The 23244-nt window shown below is 70.5% G+C and carries 24 protein-coding genes and 2 tRNA genes; 10 read left to right on the top strand and 16 right to left on the bottom strand.

The window, feature by feature from the left end:
• Positions 1-1014 precede the first annotated feature (1014 nt).
• On the top strand, positions 1015-1509 hold the full coding sequence (locus Aru02nite_RS13505) for a nucleoside-diphosphate kinase (protein ID WP_203657830.1): 495 nt from the start codon (positions 1015-1017) through the stop codon (positions 1507-1509).
• An 8-nt stretch (positions 1510-1517) separates the two neighbouring features.
• A complete protein-coding gene (locus Aru02nite_RS13500; protein ID WP_203657829.1) occupies positions 1518-1829 on the top strand; it encodes a hypothetical protein in 312 nt (103 codons plus the stop codon).
• On the opposite strand, the gene Aru02nite_RS13495 is transcribed toward Aru02nite_RS13500, so the two are convergent.
• From Aru02nite_RS13495 to Aru02nite_RS13485, 3 genes are all read right to left on the bottom strand, one after another.
• A complete protein-coding gene (locus tag Aru02nite_RS13495; RefSeq protein WP_239076658.1) occupies positions 1826-2233 on the bottom strand; it encodes an NUDIX hydrolase in 408 nt (135 codons plus the stop codon). The genes Aru02nite_RS13500 and Aru02nite_RS13495 overlap by 4 nt on opposite strands.
• Entirely contained in the window at positions 2230-2889 is a 660-nt protein-coding gene (locus tag Aru02nite_RS13490; RefSeq protein WP_203657828.1) for an NUDIX hydrolase, read from the bottom strand. Before Aru02nite_RS13490 ends, Aru02nite_RS13495 begins: the two co-directional genes overlap by 4 nt.
• 259 nt (positions 2890-3148) lie before the next feature.
• The gene (locus tag Aru02nite_RS13485) at positions 3149-3499 is read right to left on the bottom strand and encodes a hypothetical protein (protein ID WP_203657827.1); all 351 of its coding nucleotides are present in this window, start codon (positions 3497-3499) and stop codon (positions 3149-3151) included.
• 275 nt (positions 3500-3774) lie between these two features.
• Between Aru02nite_RS13485 and Aru02nite_RS13480 the strand changes: the two genes are divergently transcribed.
• The 5 genes from Aru02nite_RS13480 (at position 3775) to Aru02nite_RS13460 (ending at position 9731) form a co-directional block, all read left to right on the top strand.
• Complete coding sequence (locus Aru02nite_RS13480) at positions 3775-4023, top strand: helix-turn-helix domain-containing protein (protein ID WP_239076672.1); 249 nt, start codon at positions 3775-3777, stop codon at positions 4021-4023.
• Positions 4023-5171: an RNA polymerase sigma factor gene (locus Aru02nite_RS13475; RefSeq protein ID WP_203657966.1), complete on the top strand. Its 1149-nt coding sequence runs from the start codon at positions 4023-4025 to the stop codon at positions 5169-5171. The genes Aru02nite_RS13480 and Aru02nite_RS13475 overlap by 1 nt, the downstream gene beginning before the upstream one ends.
• A gap of 186 nt (positions 5172-5357) precedes the next feature.
• Positions 5358-6701 carry an AAA family ATPase gene (locus tag Aru02nite_RS13470; RefSeq protein WP_275408628.1) on the top strand — a complete coding sequence of 448 codons (1344 nt, stop codon included), beginning with the start codon at positions 5358-5360 and terminating at the stop codon, positions 6699-6701.
• Between the two features lie 359 nt (positions 6702-7060).
• Entirely contained in the window at positions 7061-8011 is a 951-nt protein-coding gene (locus Aru02nite_RS13465) for a bifunctional DNA primase/polymerase (RefSeq protein ID WP_275408627.1), read from the top strand.
• A gap of 379 nt (positions 8012-8390) precedes the next feature.
• Entirely contained in the window at positions 8391-9731 is a 1341-nt protein-coding gene (locus Aru02nite_RS13460; protein WP_203657823.1) for a site-specific integrase, read from the top strand.
• A 66-nt stretch (positions 9732-9797) separates the two neighbouring features.
• On the opposite strand, the gene Aru02nite_RS13455 is transcribed toward Aru02nite_RS13460, so the two are convergent.
• From Aru02nite_RS13455 to Aru02nite_RS13445, 3 genes are all read right to left on the bottom strand, one after another.
• Positions 9798-9871: transfer RNA gene (locus Aru02nite_RS13455), tRNA-Met, on the bottom strand.
• A gap of 62 nt (positions 9872-9933) precedes the next feature.
• Positions 9934-12849, bottom strand: a complete 2916-nt coding sequence (locus tag Aru02nite_RS13450) for a UPF0182 family membrane protein (RefSeq protein WP_203657965.1) — start codon at positions 12847-12849, stop codon at positions 9934-9936.
• A 162-nt stretch (positions 12850-13011) separates the two neighbouring features.
• Positions 13012-14037, bottom strand: a complete 1026-nt coding sequence (locus tag Aru02nite_RS13445; protein ID WP_203657822.1) for a YlbL family protein — start codon at positions 14035-14037, stop codon at positions 13012-13014.
• Positions 14038-14221: 184 nt separating this feature from the next.
• Here Aru02nite_RS13445 and Aru02nite_RS13440 point away from each other — a divergent pair, with 184 nt between their 5' ends.
• Together Aru02nite_RS13440 and Aru02nite_RS13435 are read left to right on the top strand one after the other, a co-directional pair.
• Complete coding sequence (locus tag Aru02nite_RS13440; RefSeq protein ID WP_203657821.1) at positions 14222-15493, top strand: zinc-dependent metalloprotease; 1272 nt, start codon at positions 14222-14224, stop codon at positions 15491-15493.
• A 90-nt stretch (positions 15494-15583) separates the two neighbouring features.
• A tRNA-Leu gene (locus Aru02nite_RS13435) sits at positions 15584-15656 on the top strand.
• A 10-nt stretch (positions 15657-15666) separates the two neighbouring features.
• Here the strand turns inward: Aru02nite_RS13435 and Aru02nite_RS13430 are convergent.
• The 5 genes from Aru02nite_RS13430 to murI are packed head-to-tail and all read right to left on the bottom strand — an operon-like array spanning position 15667 to position 19325.
• Complete coding sequence (locus Aru02nite_RS13430) at positions 15667-16233, bottom strand: HhH-GPD-type base excision DNA repair protein (RefSeq protein WP_239076657.1); 567 nt, start codon at positions 16231-16233, stop codon at positions 15667-15669.
• Positions 16234-16274: 41 nt separating this feature from the next.
• Positions 16275-16901, bottom strand: a complete 627-nt coding sequence (gene rdgB / locus Aru02nite_RS13425; RefSeq protein WP_203657819.1) for an RdgB/HAM1 family non-canonical purine NTP pyrophosphatase — start codon at positions 16899-16901, stop codon at positions 16275-16277.
• Positions 16898-17623 (bottom strand): ribonuclease PH, encoded by a 726-nt coding sequence (gene rph, locus Aru02nite_RS13420; RefSeq protein ID WP_203657818.1) that lies wholly within the window; start codon positions 17621-17623, stop codon positions 16898-16900. The genes rdgB and rph overlap by 4 nt, the downstream gene beginning before the upstream one ends.
• 42 nt (positions 17624-17665) lie before the next feature.
• Positions 17666-18412 (bottom strand): MBL fold metallo-hydrolase, encoded by a 747-nt coding sequence (locus tag Aru02nite_RS13415; RefSeq protein WP_203657817.1) that lies wholly within the window; start codon positions 18410-18412, stop codon positions 17666-17668.
• Positions 18413-18443: 31 nt separating this feature from the next.
• Complete coding sequence (murI, locus tag Aru02nite_RS13410) at positions 18444-19325, bottom strand: glutamate racemase (RefSeq protein ID WP_203657816.1); 882 nt, start codon at positions 19323-19325, stop codon at positions 18444-18446.
• 343 nt (positions 19326-19668) lie between these two features.
• Between murI and Aru02nite_RS13405 the strand changes: the two genes are divergently transcribed.
• The gene (locus Aru02nite_RS13405; RefSeq protein WP_203657815.1) at positions 19669-20229 is read left to right on the top strand and encodes a hypothetical protein; all 561 of its coding nucleotides are present in this window, start codon (positions 19669-19671) and stop codon (positions 20227-20229) included.
• 85 nt (positions 20230-20314) lie between these two features.
• Here the strand turns inward: Aru02nite_RS13405 and Aru02nite_RS13400 are convergent, their stop codons facing one another.
• The 5 genes from Aru02nite_RS13400 to clpS form a co-directional block, all read right to left on the bottom strand.
• Positions 20315-21265, bottom strand: a complete 951-nt coding sequence (locus Aru02nite_RS13400) for a PLP-dependent cysteine synthase family protein (protein ID WP_203657814.1) — start codon at positions 21263-21265, stop codon at positions 20315-20317.
• An 85-nt stretch (positions 21266-21350) separates the two neighbouring features.
• Entirely contained in the window at positions 21351-21632 is a 282-nt protein-coding gene (locus tag Aru02nite_RS13395) for a MoaD/ThiS family protein (protein ID WP_203657813.1), read from the bottom strand.
• 73 nt (positions 21633-21705) lie between these two features.
• Positions 21706-22233, bottom strand: coding sequence for a M67 family metallopeptidase (locus Aru02nite_RS13390; RefSeq protein WP_203657812.1), 528 nt, complete (start codon positions 22231-22233; stop codon positions 21706-21708).
• Between the two features lie 64 nt (positions 22234-22297).
• The gene (locus Aru02nite_RS13385) at positions 22298-22807 is read right to left on the bottom strand and encodes a DUF2017 family protein (RefSeq protein ID WP_203657811.1); all 510 of its coding nucleotides are present in this window, start codon (positions 22805-22807) and stop codon (positions 22298-22300) included.
• Entirely contained in the window at positions 22808-23107 is a 300-nt protein-coding gene (clpS, locus tag Aru02nite_RS13380; protein WP_203657810.1) for an ATP-dependent Clp protease adapter ClpS, read from the bottom strand. It abuts the gene before it with no gap.
• Positions 23108-23244 lie beyond the last annotated feature (137 nt).

The following is a 23244-nucleotide window of genomic DNA, read 5'->3' as shown; positions in this document are numbered from 1 at the left end:
CGTACGGCCGTCGTCAGCCGGGAGACCCGGACACGAACACGGCGTTCACCACGTCGGTCCACACGTGCGCCCTACCGGGCATGGATCGTGACGCGGCACTGCCCACCCGCGAGCTGACCGAGCCGGCGAAGCATCCGAGATGCCAGCGAAGGAGGCAGGTGCGCAAATCCGTGAGCACGGACATGAAAACGCCCCTCCGGACGAATCCGAAGGGGCCGTTTTCCCTCGTAGCGGGGGCAGGATTTGAACCTGCGACCTCTGGGTTATGAGGAGTTCATGCCAAGTTGCAGTCGTCGCCGTTGGCGCCGGATCCGTTGCAGCACAAGGGATCTAGCGCCAACGACGTTGCGCGTTTTGCACGTCTCGCACCGAGCCGCAGGGGTCGCGTTAGCAATTTCGTTAGCAAGGCCCCTCAGTTCGCCGCTAGGTCTAGCGGCCGGCTCAGCTAGACCTAGCGGCATCGCTAGCGGGTCATCCTCGTCCCCACCTGGGATCTAGCGCCTAGCGGCGACCCCTTACCGACCTACCCCCGCGGCGTTTTCGGCCGTCTACGGCCCTCTCAGGGCGGCTCTCATTTGGCCACAGCGCGAGGCGACAGGGAACCTCTGCCCCGGGCGCCCCGCGCCCGCCTGGCTCGTTGTCGTCGACCTGAACGACCCTCCGGTACCGCAGAGCGGCCAGGGATGAGATGCCCCGCCGCCCAAGCAGCATGGTTCGAGCGATCAGGCGCCACCCTGCGATCGGCGCCTGTCGCTGTCCAACACAGGCCGCCGTTAGGCGGCGGGGCATCTCGTCCCTTCACCACTCATCCGTGCCACCATTCGTGCCACCATTCGTGCCAGCGGCGCCAGCGCCGTGACCTGCGGCTATGCCATTCGTGCCATTCGTGCCAGCAGGCGGGGACATGGCACGATTGGGGACAGCGGCCCCCGGTCGCCGAGGTCGACCCAGGGGCCAGGATCGGGGTAAGGCAGTCTGGTAGCTCGACACCTCTCGACAGAAGGAGACGACCAGGTGACCGGGATCGAACGCACCCTCGTTGTGCTGAAGCCGGACGCAGTTGCCCGCGGGCTGGTTGGACGGCTGACGCAGCGGTTCGAGGATGCTGGACTGAAGATCGTCGGCGCCAAGATGAAGGTCATCGACGCCGACTTCGCGCAGAAGCACTACTTCGACCTGGCGGAGCGCGCTGGCCAGTCGGTCTACGACGCGATTGCTGGATTCATGCAGACTGGCCCCGTCATCGCCTTTGTGCTCGAAGGGGTTGAGGCCGTCTCCAACGTTCGGCGACTCGTGGGGAACACCTTCCCGAATGAGGCGCCCGCTGGCACCATCCGTGGCGACTTCGTGCACACCTCGAAGGCGTACACCGAAGCGAACCACAAGCCCGTCCTCAACCTGATTCACGCATCGGGCAACGTTGACGAGGCGAAGTACGAAGTAGATCTGTGGTTCTCGCCAGATGAGCTGTTCGACTACGAAACCGTCGCCGAGCGATTCACTTTCTGAGGGATACAATGCAGGTTACAGTCCGGCCGGATGAACTGATTCGGGAATACGACGAGGCGGTCATTGCGGCCGATCACCGGTCCGCTATGGAGTACGCATACGCGCTGACGGAGCTTTACCGTTGGCGCGCCGACATCCCGAATGCGGAAAAATATGCGATCAAGTGCCTCGACCATGCCGAATCGATTCCTACCGAAACCCTGGAAGACGTCACGACCCGGCGACTGAATATCGGTGGGATCGAACTCCCAGAGCGCCTGCACGATGGCGTGGTGCGCTCCCGATTCGTGCATCTCCTGCCGGAGCAGGCCGAGAGCTAGGACAGCGCCGCGTCAAGGTACTCCTGCACTGGCCCAAAGAACGGATACGGTACGTACTCCGTAAGTTTCGGCCGGTCGCACCACTCGACAGCGACCAGCTCGTCGTCATCAACGAGCCGCGCGGTTCCCGAAACCGCGCGGCAGGCGACGTATACCATCGTTCGCTTGGTTGCCGGGTGGACGCGCTGACCGAGTTCCTGTACCGCCTCAACGGTGAGCCCGACCTCTTCCTGCGTTTCGCGTACAGCGGCATCCGCGCCAGACTCGCCGGACTCGACCTGCCCCGCCGGGAACTGCCAAGAAAGCGATCCTTCCTTGACCCGGCGCTGAACCATCAAGACCTGACCGTCTTGCACGATGATCGCGGCAGCGATCGGCGGGCGCGCCTCTTCGGGCTGTGTCACTTGTCCTCCAATAGCTCAAGCACAGGCGGGAAGATTCTGTCCGCAGGAATGAACCGAGTTACGGCCATTCGCGGCGCCCATACTACATCGACGTTTTCTGCCGGATCACGGTTCTCCGCCTCGCCGGCCAGATACTCACACAGGAAGTACTCTGCCCGCACCCTAGTCACCGGGTGAATTCGACCGCCGAGCGGCCGTTGAGAAACGCACCGGACGCCGGTTTCAGCGAGAGTTTCGCGTACGGCGGTGGTCTGCGCAGACGTGCCCGGCTTAACGATTCCCGCCGGGAACTGCCAGGTGATTCCCGATGAATCCTCATCCCGCCGGCAAACAATTAGAGCACGGTCCGCGTCCAAGACCACCGCGATAGCAACCGTGAGCGCGACGACCGGCTCGGCATCATCCGTGCCGGGTTCGTCACGTTCAAGCTGAACGGCGAACCGGGCCTTGACGCCGTCGTCTGCGCTCTCGTACAGCCGGTCAAGCTCCGCTTGCAGCCCTTTGGTGATCACCATGTCCGGACGCTTATGCCACTCAGTGACGGACCGGCGCGCGGCTCCAAGCTTCGCGGCGAACTGCTCCTGAGTCAGCCTCAGCGCGGCTTCAAGTGCACAGGCGTGTCGGCCGGTCCACCGGTCAATGACCCCACCCGACATCCTGCCTCCCCGGTCCCACGCTGCGCTGTGCCGGAGTGTACGGGCCGCCCTGTTCGTGCCGCGCAGAGCGGTTCACAGCACACCGCTGCCACCTGAGTGCCCTGCCGTTGCCGTACCACTGCCAGGTGCGCGCGTACCGACTCCGCAGGCTGCGCACTGGATGCCTGGTTAGCCCTGTTCGCGGCCGGTTGACTTGGACACGTCGTCGGGCAGACCACGGAGGACGGTGACCGAGATGGCACACCAGGACAAACGGCCGCTACCGCGATTTGCCTTTGCCAGTTTCGATCTCGTCAACACGAGCGGACAGGTCCCTCAGGTCTTGCCGCAGGGCATCCAACTCCTGCGCAAGGTTGCGTCCGGACCGGGCATCTGCCCCCTCGCCCCGGGCTCCGTTGGCGAGGTCTTCGAGCCTCGAACGTGGCCAACTGAGTGCCTCCGAGACCGCCGCCAAGGTGCGCGGATTGCGGCGGCGCGGCCTCAGGTTTCGCTGAAGCTCTCGGACAGTCATCAGCGCAACGCCGGCCTTGTGGGCAACGTCGGCTTGCGTCAGGTCCAGCTCCGCCATGCGATCAGTCATCGCCACGCTGACGGCTTCCCAGTTGGGCATGACAGGGCCCTCCCATCGCCAGTATCAGCACTGATACTAGCCGGTCGTAGTCCCGTATCCAACGATCCGCACCCCGCGTAGATCGGCTTCCCCAGGAACAAACGAAGGTGGCGTCGCGCTCGTCGCAGCCGTCGCTTGACATCGCTAGTTTCAGTACTAATATCAGCTCCAACGTTAGTTGCAGACGTTGCAGCCAGCGCAGCAAGAAGGCCCGACCGGTGTTGCCGCACCAGCCGGGCCAGGCATCCCCATCCGTTGTCGTCGGAGGAGTGAAGATGCAGGACCAGCGTAATCCCGAACCGGCCGTGAACGCCGTGGCAACGGCGCGGCCGTACCGCGTGAAGCAGGTTGCCGAGCTGCTGGACGTGCACCCGGCGACCGTGTACCGAGCGATCGAGTCGGGGCGCCTGGCGGCGCTGAGGATCGGCGCCGGCCGGGGCGGACTGCGGGTCACCCGAGACGCCCTGGACGCCTTTCTGACCGCCGCGTCCACCGTGGCCATCTCCGGGACGGAGGCCGCGTGATGACTCGCAAGCTCAACGACCTGGTGGACCTGTCGGATTCGGAGTTGGTGAAGCTCGCGCAGCAGGGCGAGCGTGAGGCGTTCGGTGTCCTGTACTGCCGGTACTCGGGTCAGGTACTGCGGTACGCGCTTCGGCGTGTGGAGTTCAACCGGGTGGCGGCTGAGGATGTGGCGGCCGAGACGTGGGCGAGCGCGCTGGCTAAGTTGCCGGCGTACGAGCACCGTGAGGCCCGCCCGGTCCTGGCGTGGCTGTTCGGTCTGGCCAAGGCGTTGGTGTGGCGCGGGTGGGACCACGATCGGTACGAGGTCGCTGTGGCTGACGCGGGGTGGGACGACGCGCCGCTGTACGTGTCGGACGACGCGGAGGGCGAGACACGGCCGTACCTGGCCGCGATGCGGGCGGCGATGGTCGAGGGCATCGAGCACCTGGCGCCGCGTCAGCGCCAGGTGGTGTGTGCGCGGCTGGCGGGCAACAGCGACGAGGTGATCGCGGCCCGGCTGGGGATCAGTGTCGAGCAGGTCGCGGCCGCGTCGCGTAACGCCGCCGCCGTGCTCCGGCGTCGCCTGGCGCCGGGCGACACGCAGCCCGCGGCGCAAGGTCGCAGGCAGACACCGGTACAGAGCCGGCTCCGGATGCGCCCGTTGGAGCAGCCGACGGTTGACCCGGATGCGCTGCGGGCGGCAGCTCAGGAGCTGCCGGCGGCGGCCCGGCGTATCGCGCTGCTCAAGCTGGACGGGCGCGGCAACCGTGACATCGCCGCGGAGCTGGACTGCGCGGTCGGCACCGTGGCCAGTGCCTGGAACCGTGCGTGCCTGGCGTTCATCGAGGCTGGGCTGATGCCGGCCCCTACCACGGTCCGGCCACTGCATGACCTGTCGCGCCGGCAGTCCGACGTGCAGCCTGAGCCTGTCTTGTCCAAGCCCGTGAGCCTGGCTGAGGCCGTTGCGCAGCTTGCGCCCGCGGCGCGCCGGGTCGTCGAGCTGAAGCTGTCCGGGCTGTCCGACAAGCAGGCTGCCGCCGCGCTGGGCCGGTCCATGGGCACTGTGGCCTCCACGTGGAGCCGGGCCAAGCGGGTGCTGTGCGCGCACGGTGTCCTGCCGGCCGCGACCCCGGCCGCGGTACCGGCTGCGCTTCCGGCCGCCGCGTGAGGCTGCCCCGGTGCGAGTCGAACCCGGGGGCGCGCCGTGGCCGCCTACCGGCCACGGGGCGCCCCGGGGCGCCGGGTTCAGACCCGGTTCCACGAACGGTCTCATCTGCGCCAACACGCTTCGGCCAGACGTGCCCCTGAACGCGCCCGAACCACCCGCCGAACCCGCCCGTTGGGAGTCTCGCTGATGCTGCCCGAACCCACCCGCCGACCCGGACCTACACCGCCACCAAACGCGGACCCGGACCCGGACCCGGAGGCGTTGCTGCGTCCGCGTCCGACGCTGGTGCGCATGTCCGAGGTGGTCCCGGAGCGCATCAACTGGCTGTGGCCCGGCTACCTCGCCGCCGGCAAGCTGCACGTCGTGGACGGTGACCCGGGCACGGGAAAGTCCACGATGACAACGGATCTGGCCGCCCGGATCACCACCGGCAAGCCGTGGCCGGACGGCCAGCCCGGCGCCAACCCGGCCGGCGTGGTGCTGCTGTCGGCCGAGGACGACCCGGCCGACACGATCCGGCCCCGTCTGGATGCGGCCGGTGCCGACCCGGCCCGGGTCGCGGCGTTGACCAGCGTGAAGGAGTGGGACCGGCAGGACGCGGCGTGGGTGGACCGTCTGGTGACGCTGCCCGGGGATACCGACATGGTGCGCCAGGCCATCGACCAGGTGCGCGCGGCGCTGCTGGTGGTGGATCCGCTGATGGCCTACCTGGGCGAGAAGGTCAACGAGTACCAGGACAAGGACGTGCGACGGGCGTTGACGCCGCTGATCAAGGCGGCGGAGGCGGCCGGGTGCGCGGTGGTGCTGGTACGGCACTTCACCAAGGGCGGCGGCCCGTCGCCGATCTACCGCGGAGGTGGCTCGATCGGCATCATCGGCGCGGCCCGGATCGGCTACGCCGTGGCGAAGGACCCGCAGGACGAGACGCGGGTGATCGTCGCGCCGACCAAGGCGAACATCGCCGTACTGCCGCCGTCGCTGGCCTACCGCCTGGTCGACGCCCCCGACCACGGATGCGCCCGCATCGAGTGGGAAGGCCAGGTCGACTACAGCGCCGCCGACCTGCTTCGTGAGCCGGCCGAGAACGACGCTGGGCCGGTCCGCACGAAGGCGGCAGACTGGCTCGCCGGGTACCTGCAAGAGCAGGGTGGCCAAGCACCCGCGGCCGACGTTCAGGCAGCCGCGGAAGAGGCCGGACTCGCCTGGCGCACCGTTCACCGTGCCCGCAAGGCCGTTGGCGTGACCACGGAGCGGTCTGGGTTCGCTGGCGGATCGGTCTGGTCCCTGTCCGCAAACGACGCACCGCCTGCCCTCCCCCGTGGCACGAATGGCACGAATGGCAAAACCGCAGGTCACGGCGTTGGCGCCACTGGCACGAATGGTGGCACGAATGGTGGCACGAATGACGCGCCGCTCTTGCTCGACCTGCCGGGGATCGGGCCGTGCGCCGGGTGTGGGAACCCGACCCGGCAGGACCCCGACCGGACTGCGCTCTGCGAGCGCTGCCACGAGGGCCGGCCGGCCCTGTGAACGGCTGCTATCGATAGCGGCCCGCCCTGCTATCGATAGCACCCCTGCTAGCACCCGATTCCCGGCCTGATCAGGCCGATAGCAGATAGCAGGCCACCCCGCCGACACCCGCCAAACCCCGGAATCGAGGCCATGCCATGCCCCCGACGACGAGCCGCTATCGCCCGCCGACCGGTCGCGGGAACGGCGCGACCGGTCGCGGCCACGCGACCCCCGCCGCGACCCCGGACCCGTACGCCGGCCAGCACGAACACCCGCCGGTCGCGGGTCGCGCCACCACCCGCCCCGACCGGCCCGGCCGCCACCAGGCGGCCAACGGCACCCACCGTGCCGCGACCGCGACCACCGAAGGAGGAACCGTGACCACCACCGCCCACCCGTCGACAGGGTTCCGTCACGAACCCGCGCGCCGTGGTGACGAAACCCCGCCGGCGGCACTCGCCGCCGCCGAACGCGGCTGGCCGGTGTTCTGGCTCGGCCGCACCAAGCGGCCGGTCGCCAACTGCCGGGCCTGCCACAACGCCGACCGCCACCACGACCGGGAAGCCTGCCCATGCCTGACCTGCCACGGCTTCTACGCCGCCACCACCGACCCCGCCCGACTGGCCGCCATGACCGCCGCCGTCCCCGGCGGACTACTCGCCATCCGCACCGGCGCACCCGCCGGCCTGGTCGTGGTCGACATCGACCCCCAGCACGGCGGCAGCATCGACCGGGACCTCATGGTGCCCACCTACACCGTCGGCACCGGCTCGGGCGGCTGGCACCTCTACTACGCCCACCCCGGACGGCCGATCCTGTCCCGCCCCATGCCCGACCGGACCGGCGTCGACATCAAGGCAGACGGCGGCTACGTCGTCGCCCCGCCCTCGGTTCACCCGGTCACCCGCCGCGCGTACCGCACCGTCCATGACGGGCCGGTCGTTGAGATGCCCCCGCGCCTGCTCAACATCATCACCGGACCGACCGCGCCGTCGCTCTCGCAGCTGCGCACCACCGCGCCCCGCCCCACCACCGCGCCCACGGCACCCGCCGGGCGCGGGGGCATCTCATCCCCGACCGCCCTCCTCACCGCCAACCTGCGCAGGATCGTCACCGCCCCGGAAGGACGCCGCCGCACCACCCTGTACGGCGCCGCCCGCGGCATCGCCCGCATCGTCGCCGCCGGCGCCATCGACCAGGCGGACGCCATCGCCGCACTCACCCACGCCGGCCACCAGGCCGACCAGACCGACCGCGACATCCGCGCCGCCATCACCGGCGGCTTCCGCGACGAGGGCGTGCCCCTCACCGACCAGGGCGCGGCGTGAACGGCCAACCGAGGGGCTATCCGATAGCCCGCACCGCCCCTATCGATAGCCCCGCCGCTAGGCCCCGTGGCCAGCCGGATAGCCGATAGCCCCACCGTCCCGCCGGGCACGCCAGCCGGCCCACAACCGGCCCGACGAGCACCCCGGACAGGCCCTATCCGCCCGTCACGCGGTAGCGGCCAGGCGGCTACCGGTAGCACCCGCGCTACCCACCCCCGCTACCCGCCAACTCAGCCGCTACCAGCCACAACGCCAACCGGTAGCGGGTAGCAGCCCGACCAGCCACAACCCCCACAACCGCCCCGTAGCCCACCCGACGACCGCCAGGCGTCGCTACCGCTACCGGCACTCGACCCGCAAGGAAGGCAGGTACGCCACCGTGAAAGGGCACGTTCACAAGCGAGGCAAGACCTACACGTACGTGTTCGATGGGCCGCCCGATCCGCTCACCGGAGAGCGAAAGCAGGTCACGAAGGGCGGGTGGGAATCGGAGAACGTCGCGTGGCAGGAGTGCCGCAAGGCGATTCAGCGTGTCGAGGCCGGGAAGTTCGTCGCCGCGTCGAAGCGCACGGTCGAGGAATTCCTTGTGTCGCAATGGCTTCCGGCGGTGCGCCGAACCGTCGCGGCGTCCACGTGGGCGAGCTGGCGGAATTACACCGACGCCAATGTCGTGCCGGTGATCGGAAAGATCCGCCTTCAGCAGCTCACCGCGCCGAACCTGCTCGCGCTGTACGAGCACCTGTTGACCGCGGGCCGCGTCAAGCGCAACGCGGACAGCGAGATGTACGTCTACTGGTCTGCCCAGCGGAAGAAGGACACCGAACCGACGCCACGTGAGGTGATGCAGGCGTGCGGCGTGACGATTCACGCGGCGCGCGCCGCCATTCGCCGGTACCGCGCCGGGCACAAGCCGAAGCCGGTAAACCCCGGGTTGGACCCGAAGACCGTTCGCAACATTCACGCGATGCTGCACAAGGCGTTGAGCGATGCGAAGGCGTGGCACTACGTCGAGGAGAACGTCGCCGAGAGCGTCAAGCCACCGCGGGTGCCGAAGAAGCGTCGGCCGGTGTGGACGCCCAAGCAGTTGGCGACGTTCCTGGCGTACGCGCGCAAGGACCGGTTCTACGCGCTGTACCTGCTGGCCGCAATGACCGGGATGCGGCGCGCGGAGCTGTGCGGGTTGACGTGGACCGCAGTCGACCTGGACGCCGGCCACCTGGCGGTACAGCCGGGCGACCCGCGCGTCGTGGTCGACGGGCACGCGGAGACCAGCGACGGCAAGACCGACAACGCCGCGCGGTTGCTCTCGCTGGACCAGGCGACCGTCGAGGCGCTACGGGAGTGGCTGGCTGTGCAGCGGTCCGAGCGGGTGTTCTACGACGAGGAGTACGACGGGACCGACCTGATCTTCACGTGGGAGGACGGACGACCGATCCATCCCGACGTGGTGCGCCAGCGGTTCCACCGGATGGCCGCCGCGTGCGGACTCCCCCGCATCCGGCTCCACGACGTACGGCACAGCTACGCCACGGCGGCGCTCAAGGCCGGGGTACACCCGGCGGTGGTCAGCAAGCGGCTCGGGCACTCGTCCGAGGCGTTCACGATGTCGGTCTACACCCACGTCCTGCCCGGCATGGATCGTGATGCGGCTGACACCATCGCCAAGCTGATCATGCCGGCCGAGGAAGCATCCGAGCCGGCCGAGAAGGAGGCTCGTTAGCAAATTCGTTAGCAGCGGGCATGAAAACGCCCTCCTGGAGATCATCCAGGAGGGCGTTTTCCCTCGTAGCGGGGGCAGGATTTGAACCTGCGACCTCTGGGTTATGAGCCCAGCGAGCTACCGAGCTGCTCCACCCCGCGGCGGTGATTGAAATACTAGCGGGCGGGTTGGAGGGGTACCAAATCGGGGGGTGCGAGGGCGGTCACTTGCGCGGGGTGGGGCTCGGCGAGGGCGAGGACTGGGCTTTCTGTGCGCGTTCGTACTGCTTGGTGGCGTCGTCGAGTTCCTTGAGTGCCTTGCCTTCGGCGGTGTAGTCGTCGTTCTTGCGTGCGGCGGACAGGTCGTCGAGTGCCTTGCGGATGGCGCGGACCGCGTCGGCGAGGTCGCCGCTGCCGTTGCCGGATCCGGCGCCGGTACTCCCGGTTCCGGCGGGTGGTGCCTTGCCGGCAGCCGAGGCGACCATGCTGTCGACGGCGGCCTTGAGGTCGGCGCCGTACCCGACCTGCCCGCCGTACGCGACGAGGACGGTCTTGAGGAGCGGGTAGGGCACGTTGCGGCCCTTGATGTAGACGGGTTCGACGTAGAGGAGGCCGCCGGCGACGGGGAGCGTGAGCAGGTTCCCGTAGTCGAGCGAGGACGTCTTGGACTCGCCGAGGGCGAGGTTGTTCTGGATGCCTTCCTGGTTCTGCATCTTGGACTGCATCTGGTTGGGGCCGAGCACGTTGGAGTTGGTGGGTAGTTCGGCGACGGCGAGCTTGGGGCGGCCGGCGCTGTCGTAGTACGCGGAGAACATGGCGGCGAGGTTGTCCTGGTTGCGCCGGGTCAGCGCGGCGGTCAGCTGGAACGTGGGGCTCCGCTGCCCGGGGAACTGCGCGACCACGTAGTACGGCGGCTGTTTCTGCGCGCCGGACGTGGTCGGGTCCTTCGGTACGGCCCAGAAGTTGTCCTGGCTGTTGAACGCCTGCGCGTCGGTGACGTGGAACCGGGTCAGCATGTCCCGCTGCACCTTGAACAGGTCCTCCGGGTACCGGAAGTGTTCGGCGAGCGCGGGCGGGATGTCCTTGGCGGGCTTGACGATCCCGCCGTACGCGGAGTTCCAGGCCTTGAGTACGGGGTCGCTGGAGTCGAACGAGTAGAGCGAGACCTTGCCGGTGTACGCGTCGACGGTGGCCTTCACCGAGTTGCGGATGTAGTTGATGTTGCGGCGGTCCTGCGGTGCGGTGCCGGCGCCGGTGAGCGAGTCGTTGGTGGCCGACGACAGGTCGGTCTGCTGCGCGTACGGGTACGTCGACGCGGTCGTGTAGCAGTCGAGGATCCACTGCACGTGCCCGTTCACGACCGCCGGGTACGGGTCGCCGTCGACGGTCAGGAACGGCGCGACCTTCTGCACCCGGTCGCGCGGGTTCCGCACGTACAGCAGCTTGGAGTTCTTGTTGAAGTAGTCGCTGGCGAGGACGAAGTTGGTGTCCTTGAAGTACAGGGAGTAGAGGAGGCGGCGGCCGAACGAGCCGACCGACACCCCGCCGGATCCGGTGTACGTGTTCTTCAGCTCCGGCGAGTCGGTGCCGCTGCCACCCGGCCGGTCGTACTCCCGGTCGGCGGCGGACGGGCCGGACTTGCCGACGATGGAGAAGTCGGTCATCCGGTCGGAGTAGTAGATGCGCGGCTGCTCGACGGTGATCTGGTCCGGGCCCGAGTAGCAGTCGCCCTGCTTGGCGGGCGAGTCGCTGCTCTCCTCCAGTGAGCCGACCACGAACGACGGCTGGCCGTCCGAGCACGTGGTGTCGGCCGGCGCCGCGACGAACCCGTACCCGTGGGTGAAGACGGCGTGCCGGTTCTGCCACTTGGTCTGGTTGTCGGCGAGCCGGGACGAGTCGAGCTGCCGGACGCCGACGATGTAGTCCTGCGTCCGGTCGCCCACCGTGTACCGGTCGACGTTGAGCTTCGAGCCGAAGTCGTAGAACCCGCGTACCCGCTGGAGCTGGGTGAACGTCTCGGACACCTTCGCCGGGTCGAGCAGCCGTACGTTCGGCAGGGTGTTCTTGTCGTTCTGCAACGCCGTGTTCGGCGTGGTGTTGGCCGCCTGGTAGACCGAGCCGCCGATCCCGTCGATGCCGTACGCCGCGCGCGTCGCCGTGATGCTGTCCGCGATGTACGGCCCCTCCTTGGCCGGGATGTTGGGCTTGACGGTGAACGTCGAGACCATGCCCGGGTAGATGCCGCCGATGGTGACCGCGGCGATGGCCAGCAGCGCGAGGGACACGCCCGGCCAGATCAGGTTGCGCATCACCGCGTTCGAGAACACGAGTACGGCGACGGCGACCACGAGCGCGATCCAGGCCAGGATCTCCTTCGCCGGCAGCAGCGCGTTGATCGCCGTGTACCCGGCGCCGTCGAGCCCGGTCGTCGCGTTGTGCCCGAGCAGCAACCCGCGCTGGTCCAGGAAGTACGCCACGGCCTTGAGGACGACGAACATCGCCACGAGTACGGACAGGTGCAGCCGGGCCGCCGCGGTGATGCGGTCGCCGCGGCCGGTGATGCGGACACCGCCGTACAGCCAGTGCGTGAGCAGCGCTGCCAGCAGCGCCACGAACACCAGCGTGAACCCGGCGCCCAGCAGGTACCGGTAGAAGGGGAAGCGGAAGACGTAGAACCCGATGTCGGTGTGGAACTGCGGATCGGTCCGGCCGAACGTCTGCGCGTGCGTGAACAGCAGCCAGCTCGCCCACTGCGACCGTGCGGACAGCCCCGCGACCAGCCCGGTCAGCCCGGCCACGATGCCGATGACGACCCGCAGCCGCGGCGTCACCGCCAGCCGGTACCGGTCGAGGTTGCGCTGCTCCGGCGAGTCCGGCCGCAACCTCGGCCGCATCCGGTACGCCAGCGCCAGGTTGCCGACCATCCACGCCGCGGCCACCACCCCGAACACCGCGAACAGCAGCACCTTGGTCCGCAGGTTCGTGGCGAACACCGAGGTGTACCGCACCTCGGAGAACCACAGCCAGTCGGCCCACGTCGACACCAGCCAGCCGCCGCCGATGACCACCACCAGCACCGCGACCACCAGCCACGCAACGAGCCGGCCGCGCCGGCCGACCCTGGGCAGAGGCGTACGCATCGTCACCGGCCACTCCCTGACGGCTCCGTGCACCGGTGACCCCTCTAGGGAGCCGGACCGCCGGGGGCGGTCCCGCGCCCTCCCGCCGGCGCCTGGCGTCCCAGGGTACGTGCAGTGCCTGTCAGTGCGCCGAACCGCCCGCGCTGACCTGCCCGGGGACCGTCAGCAGGTGGGTGTCGGCCTGTGCGCCCGAAGGTCGGCCAGCGCCTGGACGGCGTCGTGCAACGTGTCGACCTTCACCAGCCTCAACCCCGCCGGTACGGCCTTCGCGGCCTGCGCGCAGTTGTCCTTCGGCGTCAGGAACACGGTCGCGCCGTCGCGCCGGGCCCCGATCAGCTTCTCCTGGATGCCGCCGATCGGGCCGACCTTGCCGTCCGCGGTGATCTCGCCGGTGCCGGCGATGACCGTCCCGCCGGTCAGGTCCGCCGGCGTCAGCGTGTCCACGATGCCCAGTGCGAACATCAGCCCGGCCGACGGCCCGCCGATGTCCCCCAGGCTCACCTTCACCTCGTACTTGCAGGGCTGCTTCTGCGTCACGGTGACGCCCAGCGCCGCCTTGCCCGAGTCGCCCTTGCCGGTGGTGATCGACACCGTACCGGCCTTGCCGTCCCGCTCGTACCCGACGGTGCGCGTGGTGCCGGCCGGCTTCGCCTGGACCAGCTTCACCAGGTTCTCCGTCGACGTCACCTTCGTACCGTCGACGGTGGTGATCACGTCGCCCGCGGCGAGCTTGCCGGCCGCACCGGACCCCTTCACCACCGAGCCGACGCTCACCACGGCCGGCCCCGTGCACCCCAGCTCCCGGTACGCGGCGGTCTCGGCGGCCGCCTGCGAGTCCTGGAACTGCTGCTGCTGTTGCTGGTCGGTCTGCTGGGTGGACTGGTCCGGCGGATACACCACGTCCCGCGGAACCACCGCGTACTTGCGGTCGAACCAGTCGCCGACCGCCGACCACAGCGTCAGGTCGTCGGTCACGGTGACGGTGACCAGGCGGAGCTGCCCCTTCGACGTCGACGCCGTGCCGTGCACCACGGTGATGATCGGCTTGCCGTCCGGCCCCTTGCCGAGGGTGTCGGTGGTCGGCCCGGGCCCGAGCGCCACGTACGGCACCTTGATCACCAGGGAGAGGGCGGTCAGTACGGCCACCAGGACGGTGCCGATCAGCACGGTCCACCCGCGACGTTCCATGCTCCGGAGCCTATTCGGCCGGCGCCCGGTGCACCCACCCCGCCCCGCCGGCAGCGCCGTGACCTGCCCGTGTTTCGCCGTCAGCGGACGCCTGGCCGGCACCGCCACCCGAACCGTCGCGTACCGTGGAAGGTGTGACCGGGGCGGTTGCACCTTCCTGCACGCGGTGCGATGGGACGTTGTGATGACTGATATTCCGTTCGGGTTCTCGGTGCCGGGCGGCACGCCCGACCCCAACGATCCGCAACAGGTGGCGCGGTTCCTGTCCCAGCTGCAGCAGTTCCTCACGACGCCCGGCTCCGGCGGCCCCGTCAACTGGGACCTCGCCAAGCAGGTCGCGATCAACCAGCTCTCGTCCGACGACCCGGCCCTCGGGCTGGAGGACCGGGCGCAGCTCGCCGAGGCCATGCAGCTCGCCGACCTGTGGCTCAACCCGGTGACCACGCTGCCGACCGGTGTCACCTCCACCACCACGTGGACCCGGCGCGACTGGGTGGACAACACGCTGCCGGTCTGGCAGAAGCTGTGCGACCCGGTCGCCGGCCGGATGGTCAGCTCCATGGGCGATCTCGTACCGGAGGAGCTGCGCGGTCAGCTCGGCCCGATGAACGCGATGGTCCAGTCGCTCGGCGGCGCCATGTTCGGCGGCCAGCTCGGCGCGGCGCTCGCGTCGCTCGCCGGTGAGGTGCTGTCCGACTCCGACATCGGGCTGCCGCTCGGCCCGGCCGGTGTCGCCGGCCTGCTGCCCACCAACATCGCGGCGTACGGCGAGGGTCTGGAGCTGCCGGCCGACCAGGTCCGGCTGTACACGGCGCTCCGCGAGGCCGCCCACCACCGGCTGTACGCGCACGTCCCGTGGCTGCGCGGGCACATGCTGACCGCCGTCGAGGCGTACGCGCAGGGCATCACGGTGAACCGGGAGGCCGTGGAGGAGGCGCTGGGGCACGTCGACCCTACGAACCCGGAGTCCATGCAGGACCTCAACTTCGAGGGCGTGTTCACGCCGGAGGACACCCCGGCGCAGCGTGCCGCGCTGAACCGGTTGGAGACGTCGCTGGCGCTCGTCGAGGGCTGGGTGACGCACGTGGTCGCCGCCGCCGTCGCCGACCGCCTGCCGAACGTGGAGCGCCTCGCCGAGGCGTTCCGGCGGCGGCGCGCGGAGGGCGGCCCGGCCGAGCAGACGTTCGCCGCGCTCGTCGGTCTCGAACTGCGACCCCGCCGGCTGCGCGAGGCGACCGCGCTGTGGGAGGCGCTGCGCGAGCACCGCGGCATCGACGGCCGCGACGCGGTCTGGAGCCACCCGGACCTGCTGCCGTCGGCCGACGACTTCAGCGAGCCGGAGGCGTTCGCCGCCACCGCCTCGTTCGACCTGGGTGACATGGGGTTCGACCTGCCGCACCCGGACGCTCCGGGCGAGTCGAAGGACGAGCCGGGCAAGGACAAGCCCGAGGACTGACCGGGCGGGCCCGTGCGGCGGTGCCGTCGTACGGGCCGACGGTGATCACCGGCGCCCGCGGCCCGCGCCTACACTGTGCTGGCAGTTCGCGGGGCCGTAGCCCAACGGCAGAGGCACATGGTTTAGGTCCATGCCAGTGTGAGTTCGAATCTCACCGGCCCCACCGGCAGCGCTCAGCGCTTCGCCGCCGCCTTCATCTCCTTCTTGTACGCGCGGACGTCGGCGAGCGTCGCGTCGTCCACCACGTCGGCGATGGACCGCCGCGACCCCTCCTCGCCGTACGCACCGGCGGCCTCCCGCCACCCGGCGGGCCGTACGTCGAACTGCTTGCCCAGCAGGGCGAGGAAGATGCGGGCCTTCTGGTCGCCGTACCCGGGGAGCTGCTTGAGTCGGCGCAGCACCTCGGCGCCGGACGGGTCGTCGCGGGTCCACAGCGCCTCCGGCACCCCGTCGTACTCGTCGGCGAGGAAGCGGCAGAGCGCCTGGATCCGCTTCGCCATCGAGCCGGGGAACCGGTGCACCGCGGGCGGTGTCGCGCACAGCGCGGCGAACGACTCGTCGTCGGCGCCGGCGATCGACGCCACGTCGAACGCGCCCAGACGGTCGGCGATCTTCGCCGGCCCCGCGAACGCGACCTCCATCGGGACCTGCTGGTCCAGCAGCATCCCGATCAGCAGCGCCAGCGGCGACGACGCGAGCAGCTCGTCCGCCGCCGGTTCACCGGCCAGATGCACACCCATGCCCCACATGGTGCCACCCGGGGCGGGGTGTCCTCAGCCGGTCAGGGCTGCTCGACGAGTTCGGCGGCGATCAGGTCGGCCAGCCCGCGGAACGCCTTGCCGCGGTGGCTGATCGCGTCCTTCTCCTCGGCGGACAGCTCCGCGGAGGTCAGCTCGTACCCGTCGGGGACGAAGATCGGGTCGTACCCGAAGCCGTTGGTACCGCGCTTCTCCCGGATGACGCGGCCCGCCATCCGGCCCTCGACCACCTGCTCCCGGCCGTCCGGCCACACCATCGCCGCCGCGCACACGAACGCCCCCGCCCGGTACTGGTCGGGCACGTCGCCGATCTGGCCGAGCAGGAGCTGGAGGTTCGCCTCGTCGTCGCCGTGCCGCCCGCACCAGCGGGCGCTGAACACGCCGGGCATGCCGTTGAGCGCGTCGACAGCCAGGCCCGAGTCATCCGCCACCGTCGGCAGCCCGGTACGCAGCGCCCCCTCGCGCGCCTTGATCAGCGCGTTCTCCGCGAACGTCAGCCCCGACTCGGGCACCTCCTCGTACGCCGGGGCGTCGTCGAGGCCGATCAGGGTGACGCGCTCGCCGGCCGGGGTGGCGGCGAGGATGCGGCGCAGCTCGACCAGCTTCTTCGCGTTGCGGCTGGCCAGCAGCACGGTGGTCGGCCCGGTCATGCCAGCGCCTCGCGCTGCGCCTCGGCCAGCCGGGTGCAGCCGGCGGCCGCGAGGTCCAGCAGCCGGTCCAGCAGCGCGCGGTCGAACACGTCGTGCTCGCCGGTGCCCTGCACCTCCACGAACTCGCCGGTGCCGGTGCACACCACGTTCATGTCGACGTCCGCGCGCACGTCCTCCTCGTACGGCAGGTCGAGGCGCGGCTCGCCGTCGATCACGCCGACGCTGACCGCCGACACCGACCGGTACAGCGCCTTCGCGGGCGGGCCGCCGAGGATGTGCTTGCGGCCCATCCACGCCACCGCGTCCGCGAGCGCCACGTACGCGCCGGTGACGGCGGCGGTGCGGGTGCCGCCGTCGGCCTGGAGTACGTCGCAGTCGAGGACGACGGTGTTCTCCCCCAGCGCCTTGAAGTCGATGCAGGCGCGCAGGCTGCGCCCGATCAGCCGGGAGATCTCCTGGGTACGCCCGCCGATGCGGCCCTTGACGCTCTCCCGGTCACCGCGGGTGTTCGTCGACCGCGGCAGCATCGCGTACTCCGCGGTCACCCAGCCCTGGCCGGAACCCTTGCGCCAGCGCGGTACGCCCTCGGTCACGCTCGCCGTGCACAGCACCCGGGTGTCGCCGAACGACACCAGTACCGAGCCTTCCGGGTTGCGGGTCCAGCCCCGCTCCAGCGTCACCGGTCGCAGCTCGTCCGCCGCCCGTCCGTCCGCACGCGTCATGCCGCAACCTTAGAGGTACCGGCCGGTTGCGCCGCCGCCGCGTCACACCTCGTACGAGGCGCCGGGGCGCACCACCTCGGTCGGCCCCGCGTACTGCCCGGACACCTCGTCGAGGGTCTGCGCCTCCGAGTGCCACGCCGGTACGAGATGGGTCAGCAGCAGGCGGCCGACGTCCGCTCGGGTGGCGTGGACGCCCGCGTCGCGGCCGGTCAGGTGCAGGTCGGGCGGGTTCTGCCGGGTCTCCACGTAGCTCGCCTCGCACAGGAACGTGTCCGCGCCGTGCGCCAGCTTGGTGAGCTGGTCGCACCCGGCCGTGTCCGCCGAGTACGCGAGGACCTTGCCGCGGTGCTCGACGCGGGCGCCGAACGTCTCGACCGGATGGTTCATCCGGTCCACGGTGAGCTGGAACGGCCCGATCGATCCCGTACCCGGCGTGAGCGTGACGAACTGGTAGATGTCGTCCATCGGCTCCGCGCCCCCGTCGTACACGGCGGAGAGCCGCTCGGCCGTGCCCGCCGGCCCGAACACCGGGATCGCCGGGTACGGACCGGTCGGCGCGTACCGCCGGGCCACCACGTACGCCGAGGCGTCGAACATGTGGTCGCCGTGCAGGTGGCTCAGGAAGATCGCGTCGATCGAGTGCGGGTCGGCGTACCGCTGGAGCGTGCCGAGCGACCCGGTGCCGAAGTCCATCAGCAGCCGGAACCCCTCCGCCTCCACCAGGTACGACGAGCAGGGCGCGTCGGGGCCCGGGAAGCTGCCGGCACAGCCGACGACGGTCAGTTTCACGTCTCTACCCCTCGGTGCTTCCCCGGCGTCGTCAGGACGCCAGCGAGATCCCGCCGAACGCGTGCGCCGGCTCGGCCGCCGCCGACGACAGCCCCAGGAACCGCCGGGCCAGCGGGGTGAACCGCGCCGGATCCCCGGTGGCCAGGAACCGGTGCCGCGGAGCCGCCGCGCCGTCCGTACGCAACAGGTCTCTCTCCGTGAGAACGCGGTAGACGTCCTTGGCCGTCTCGTCCGCGCTGGAGACGAGCGTCACGCCGTCCCCCATCACCAGCCCGATCAGCCCGGCGAGCAGCGGGTAATGCGTACAACCGAGCACGAGGGTGTCGACACCGTCCCGCTGCAACGGCTCCAGGTACGACTGGGCCAGGCCGAGCAGCTGACGCCCGGTCGTGATCCCGCGCTCCACGAACGGCACGAACTCCGGGCACGCCACGCTGCGCAGCGACACCTGGTGCGCCGCCGAGAACGCGTCGTCGTACCCGGCGGTGATGACCGTCATGCGGGTGGCGATCACGCCGACCTTGTTGTTGCGGGTGGCGGCGACCGCGCGCCGGACCGCCGGGCGGATCACCTCCACCACGGGCACCGAGTACCGCTCGCGGGCGTCGTGCAGGCACGCCGCCGACGCCGTGTTGCAGGCGATCACCAGCATCTTGACGCCCTGCTCCACCAGGTGGTCGAGGGCACTCAGGGCGTACCGCCGGACCTCGGCGATCGGCCGCGGCCCGTACGGCGCGCGGGCGGTGTCCCCGACGTACAGCAGCTCCTCGCGGGGCAGCTGGTCGAGGATCGCCCGGGCCACGGTCAGGCCGCCGACACCGGAGTCGAAGATCCCGATCGGCGCGTCGGTCCCGGGCGCCTCCGCCGCAGGTACCGCGTCGCCCGGGGATCGGGCAGGCGAGTGGTCGCGCATGCGCGGAGCCTACGCGTTCCCAACACGCCGGAGCCGCCTCGCCGACTTAGGTGTCGCCAACGTGACACCCTGATACCGGCACCCGAACGGTCGTACCGCATGGCGTGTGCCGGCGACCTGACATGCTGTCCGCGGTCGCCGACCGTACGGACGTGACGGTGGTGACGGCGACCCGCACCGGCGATGCCGTACCGTGCCGGGCGCACCGACAACCGACGCAGGGAAGACGCCAAACGACGTGGACTCGCAGGCACCGAGCGGCAACGACAGCCGTACCGACACTCCGGCTGCGGACGGCGCCCCGGCGACCGGCCCCGTACCGGTCTGGCCACAGGAGCGCCCCGTGCCCGACGCCACTCCACAGTCCGGACCCACGCCCCCCGCGGGCTACGACGCGCCCCCGACGGCGATGCCGGGTCCGCCGTCCGGCCCCACCGAGCCCGCGCCGGTACCGATGAGTCCGGCCGAGGTGACCGCGGCGGCCGTCGCCGCACCCGGGCCGTACCCGACGGGCGCGCCGGCGGAGACCGCCACCCAGACGATGCCCGTGACGCCCGGCGTACCGCGGCGCGACGCGGTGCTCGGCGCCCAGCAGCAGCCCGTACCGTTGCCCGCCCCGTCGCCCGGCAGCCCGCGGATGCGGCAGCTCGCCATCGCCGCGATCTGGGCCCTCGTACTCTGCGTCGGCGGCATCGGCTGCGGCCTGTGGGCGCTCATCGCCATCATCGCCGGCGCCACGCCCGGCTGGTTCGAGCCGGCCATCGTCGTCACCGGGATCGTCGGCCTGGCGTTCAGCGCCGCGGCGTTCCCGCTCGTCGACCGGCGCGGGCTGCCCTGGCTGCTGCTCGGCCTCGGCACGGCGACGCTGATCACCGGCTTCATCCTCACCGCCGGCGCCACCTGACCCGGGTACGCGAAAGAGCCCGCCGGACCAGGTGGATCCGGCGGGCTCCGTCGTACACCGGCGCGACTGGCGCCGGCTCGGGTCGTCAGGCCCAGAGTTGGCCCTCCAGCTGCGACTCCGCCTCCGCGAGGGTGCCGGAGTACGCACCGGTCGACAGGTACTTCCAGCCGCCGTCGGCGACGACGAACGCCACGTTCGCGCTCTGCCCCGCCTTCCGCGCCTGGTGCGCCACGGCGAGCGCGGCGTGCAGCACGGCACCGGTGGACGGGCCGGCGAAGATCCCCTCCACCTCCATCAACTGCCGGGTACGCAGCAGCGCGTCCCGGGTACCGACGGAGAAGCGGCGGGTCAGCACGGTCGCGTCGTACAGCTCGGGCACGTAGCCCTCGTCGATGTTGCGCAGCCCGTACACCAGCTCGCCGTAGCGCGGTTCGGCGGCGACGACCTGCACGTCCGGCTTCTTGTCCCGCAGGTACCGGCCGGTGCCCATGAGGGTGCCGGTGGTGCCGAGGCCGGCGACGAAGTGCGTCACGTCGGGCAGGTCGCGCAGCAGCTCCGGGCCGGTCGTCTCGTAGTGCGCGCGGGCGTTGGCCTCGTTCCCGTACTGGAACAGCATGACCCAGTCGGGGTGCTCGGCGGCGAGGTCCTTCGCCATGGCGACGGCCTGGTTGGAGCCGCCGGCCGCGGGCGAGGAGATGATCTCCGCGCCGTACATGGTGAGGATCTGGCGGCGCTCGACGGACGTGTTCTCCGGCATCACGCAGACCAGCCGGTATCCCCGCAGCTTCGCCACCATGGCCAGCGCGATCCCGGTGTTCCCGCTGGTCGGCTCCAGGATCGTGTCGCCGGGGCGGAGCGTGCCGGCCTCCTCGGCGGCACGCACCATGTACAGCGCGGCCCGGTCCTTCACGCTGCCGGTCGGGTTGCGGTCCTCCAGCTTCGCCCACAGCCGTACGTCCGGGGCCGGGGACAGCCGCGGCAGCCCCACCAGCGGGGTACCGCCGCAGGCGTCGAGCAGCGAGTCGAACCGGGTCATGCGGGCCACCGCTCGGCGGCGGCGACGACCCGGGCCGGGTGTTCCGCCGCGCGACGGGACGGGTGGTCGGTCATGGCCGGTCGCCTCAGCGGGCACCGCCGGCGACGGCCGGCAGGATGGTGACGGAGTCGCCGTCGTTCAGCGTGGTGTCCAGGGCGCCGGTGAACCGCACGTCCTCGTCGTTCACGTACACGTTGACGAAGCGGTGCAGGCCGCCCTCCTCGGTGACCAGCCGGCCGCGCAGGCCGGGGTGCCGGCCGTCGAGGTCCTTGAGCAGCTCGGAGAGCGAGCCGCCGGAACCCTCGACGCTCTTGGCGCCGCTGGTGTAACTACGCAGGATGGTCGGGATGCGGACCTCGATGGCCATGGGTGTTCTCCTTGGGTACGGCCGGGCGGAACGGGAATCGGACGGGCACGCGGGCAGGGCCGGGCGACGGCGCTCAGGACTCCGCGGAACAGTCGTAGACGACCGAGGTGGGCGTGTGCCCGAACTTGTACGACTGCACCGGGTCGTCGTTGTCCGCGACCGGGCCGTCCACGACCTCGACCGGCTCCTCGGTGATCACGCCGTCGACGATCCGGAACGACCGGAACTCCACCGCGTCGGGCTCCGTGGCCTCCGGGTCGCGGGTGCTGACCAGCACGTAGTGCGGGTCGGGGAGCATCGTCGCGTACTCCCGGGCGCGGTTGACGTCGGTGCGCGAGGGATACGCCTCGGTGGCGGTGTGCGAGTGGTAGATGACGACGGGCTCCTCGTCCCGGTCGTCCAGCTCCAGCCACACCCGGCGCCACTCGTCGCCCTCGAACCGGTATCCGGTCATGGAACGCTCCGCGTTCAGCATGGGGATGAACCGGGCGGCGGTGTCCGAACCGGCGGGACCGGCGACGATGCCGCACGCCTCGTCCGGGTGGTCCCGGTGGGCGTGCTCGACGATCGCGTCCCTGATGGACCGGTCCAGCCTCAGCACGACGCCAACAGTACCGGTCCGTCGGGCGGGCCGGCAGTGTCCCGTCTCACCCGGCCCACCGCCGCTACCAGGCGGCCAGCGCCAGGACCAGCGACTCCTGCACCTCGGTCAGATAGCCGTACGCGACGAGTTCGGCGAGGCGGTGGGACTGCGGGTCGCGCAGGATCTCGTCGTCGACCTCGGTGGTGATGTCGGTGTCGTCGGTGAGGTCCAGCCGGGTGCCCATCAGCAGCCGTACGTCGTTCAGCGCGCGCAACCAGGCGCTGGCCTGCTCGGGGTCCAGCCGCACGTCACCGCCGTCCTCCGGCAGCGTGGCGAGCAGCGTGTCCACCGACTCGATCTTGCCGGTACGCAGCTCGCTCTCGGTCAGCCGGCGGAACTCGTCCGCGTCGTCCGCCGACTCCCGGTACGCGTCCGGGAACAGCCGCGCGATCCCCGGGTCGCGGCGGTCCACCGGGTGCGCGAGTACCGAACCGGCCTGGCTGACGAGCCCGCGCACGACCGCCGCGTACTCCGGGGCGAAGGATCCGACGACCGCGTCGCCATCTCGTACGAACAGGGTTCCGCTCCCCACTCACTGTTTCTCGACGGTGGCCCACAGACCGTAGGAGTGCAGGCGGCTGGCGTCGAACTCCATGCGTTCGCGCGCGCCGGTGGACACCGTGGCCCGGCCCTTCTGGTGCACGTCGAGCATGAGCTTCTCGGCCTTGGGTCGGCTGTAGCCGAACAGGTGGCAGAACACCCACGTCACGTACGTCATGAGGTTGACCGGGTCGTTCCAGACCACGGTCGACCAGGGACGGTCCTGCTCGGCCGTCTCGTCGACCTCGGTCTCCTCGGCCGGCAGTACCGCCGCGGCACTCTCGGTACTCACAAGGCCATGGTGCCACCGTCCGCCCGGGTGCGCGCCCGGTGCACCGGCCCGTCCGGGGACGACGGGCGCATCGTGCCGCCCCGGGGCGTTCCCGGCAAGAAATCTGCGGACTCGGATGATATTGCGGGCGGGGCGGG

The sequence above is a fragment of the Actinocatenispora rupis genome (genome assembly GCF_016861975.1).
GTDB classification, from domain to species: domain Bacteria; phylum Actinomycetota; class Actinomycetes; order Mycobacteriales; family Micromonosporaceae; genus Actinocatenispora; species Actinocatenispora rupis.
The sequence above is the reverse complement of the archived record's forward strand: the minus strand, read 5'-3'. Positions and strand labels throughout refer to the sequence as shown.

Bases quoted from the DNA above. Each gene is read 5' to 3' on its own strand.
- Aru02nite_RS13475 (WP_203657966.1), top strand. From the start codon at position 4,023: ATGACTCGCAAGCTCAACGACCTGGTGGACCTGTCGGATTCGGAGTTG.
- Aru02nite_RS13485 (WP_203657827.1), bottom strand. From the start codon at position 3,499: ATGCCCAACTGGGAAGCCGTCAGCGTGGCGATGACTGATCGCATGGCG.
- Aru02nite_RS13450 (WP_203657965.1), bottom strand. From the start codon at position 12,849: ATGCGTACGCCTCTGCCCAGGGTCGGCCGGCGCGGCCGGCTCGTTGCG.
- Aru02nite_RS13430 (WP_239076657.1), bottom strand. From the start codon at position 16,233: ATGGGTGTGCATCTGGCCGGTGAACCGGCGGCGGACGAGCTGCTCGCG.
- Aru02nite_RS13480 (WP_239076672.1), top strand. From the start codon at position 3,775: ATGCAGGACCAGCGTAATCCCGAACCGGCCGTGAACGCCGTGGCAACG.
- Aru02nite_RS13470 (WP_275408628.1), top strand. From the start codon at position 5,358: ATGCTGCCCGAACCCACCCGCCGACCCGGACCTACACCGCCACCAAAC.
- Aru02nite_RS13440 (WP_203657821.1), top strand. From the start codon at position 14,222: ATGACTGATATTCCGTTCGGGTTCTCGGTGCCGGGCGGCACGCCCGAC.
- murI (WP_203657816.1), bottom strand. From the start codon at position 19,325: ATGCGCGACCACTCGCCTGCCCGATCCCCGGGCGACGCGGTACCTGCG.
- Aru02nite_RS13400 (WP_203657814.1), bottom strand. From the start codon at position 21,265: ATGACCCGGTTCGACTCGCTGCTCGACGCCTGCGGCGGTACCCCGCTG.
- Aru02nite_RS13445 (WP_203657822.1), bottom strand. From the start codon at position 14,037: ATGGAACGTCGCGGGTGGACCGTGCTGATCGGCACCGTCCTGGTGGCC.
- Aru02nite_RS13490 (WP_203657828.1), bottom strand. From the start codon at position 2,889: ATGTCGGGTGGGGTCATTGACCGGTGGACCGGCCGACACGCCTGTGCA.
- rdgB (WP_203657819.1), bottom strand. From the start codon at position 16,901: ATGACCGGGCCGACCACCGTGCTGCTGGCCAGCCGCAACGCGAAGAAG.
- rph (WP_203657818.1), bottom strand. From the start codon at position 17,623: ATGACGCGTGCGGACGGACGGGCGGCGGACGAGCTGCGACCGGTGACG.
- Aru02nite_RS13500 (WP_203657829.1), top strand. From the start codon at position 1,518: ATGCAGGTTACAGTCCGGCCGGATGAACTGATTCGGGAATACGACGAG.
- Aru02nite_RS13395 (WP_203657813.1), bottom strand. From the start codon at position 21,632: ATGGCCATCGAGGTCCGCATCCCGACCATCCTGCGTAGTTACACCAGC.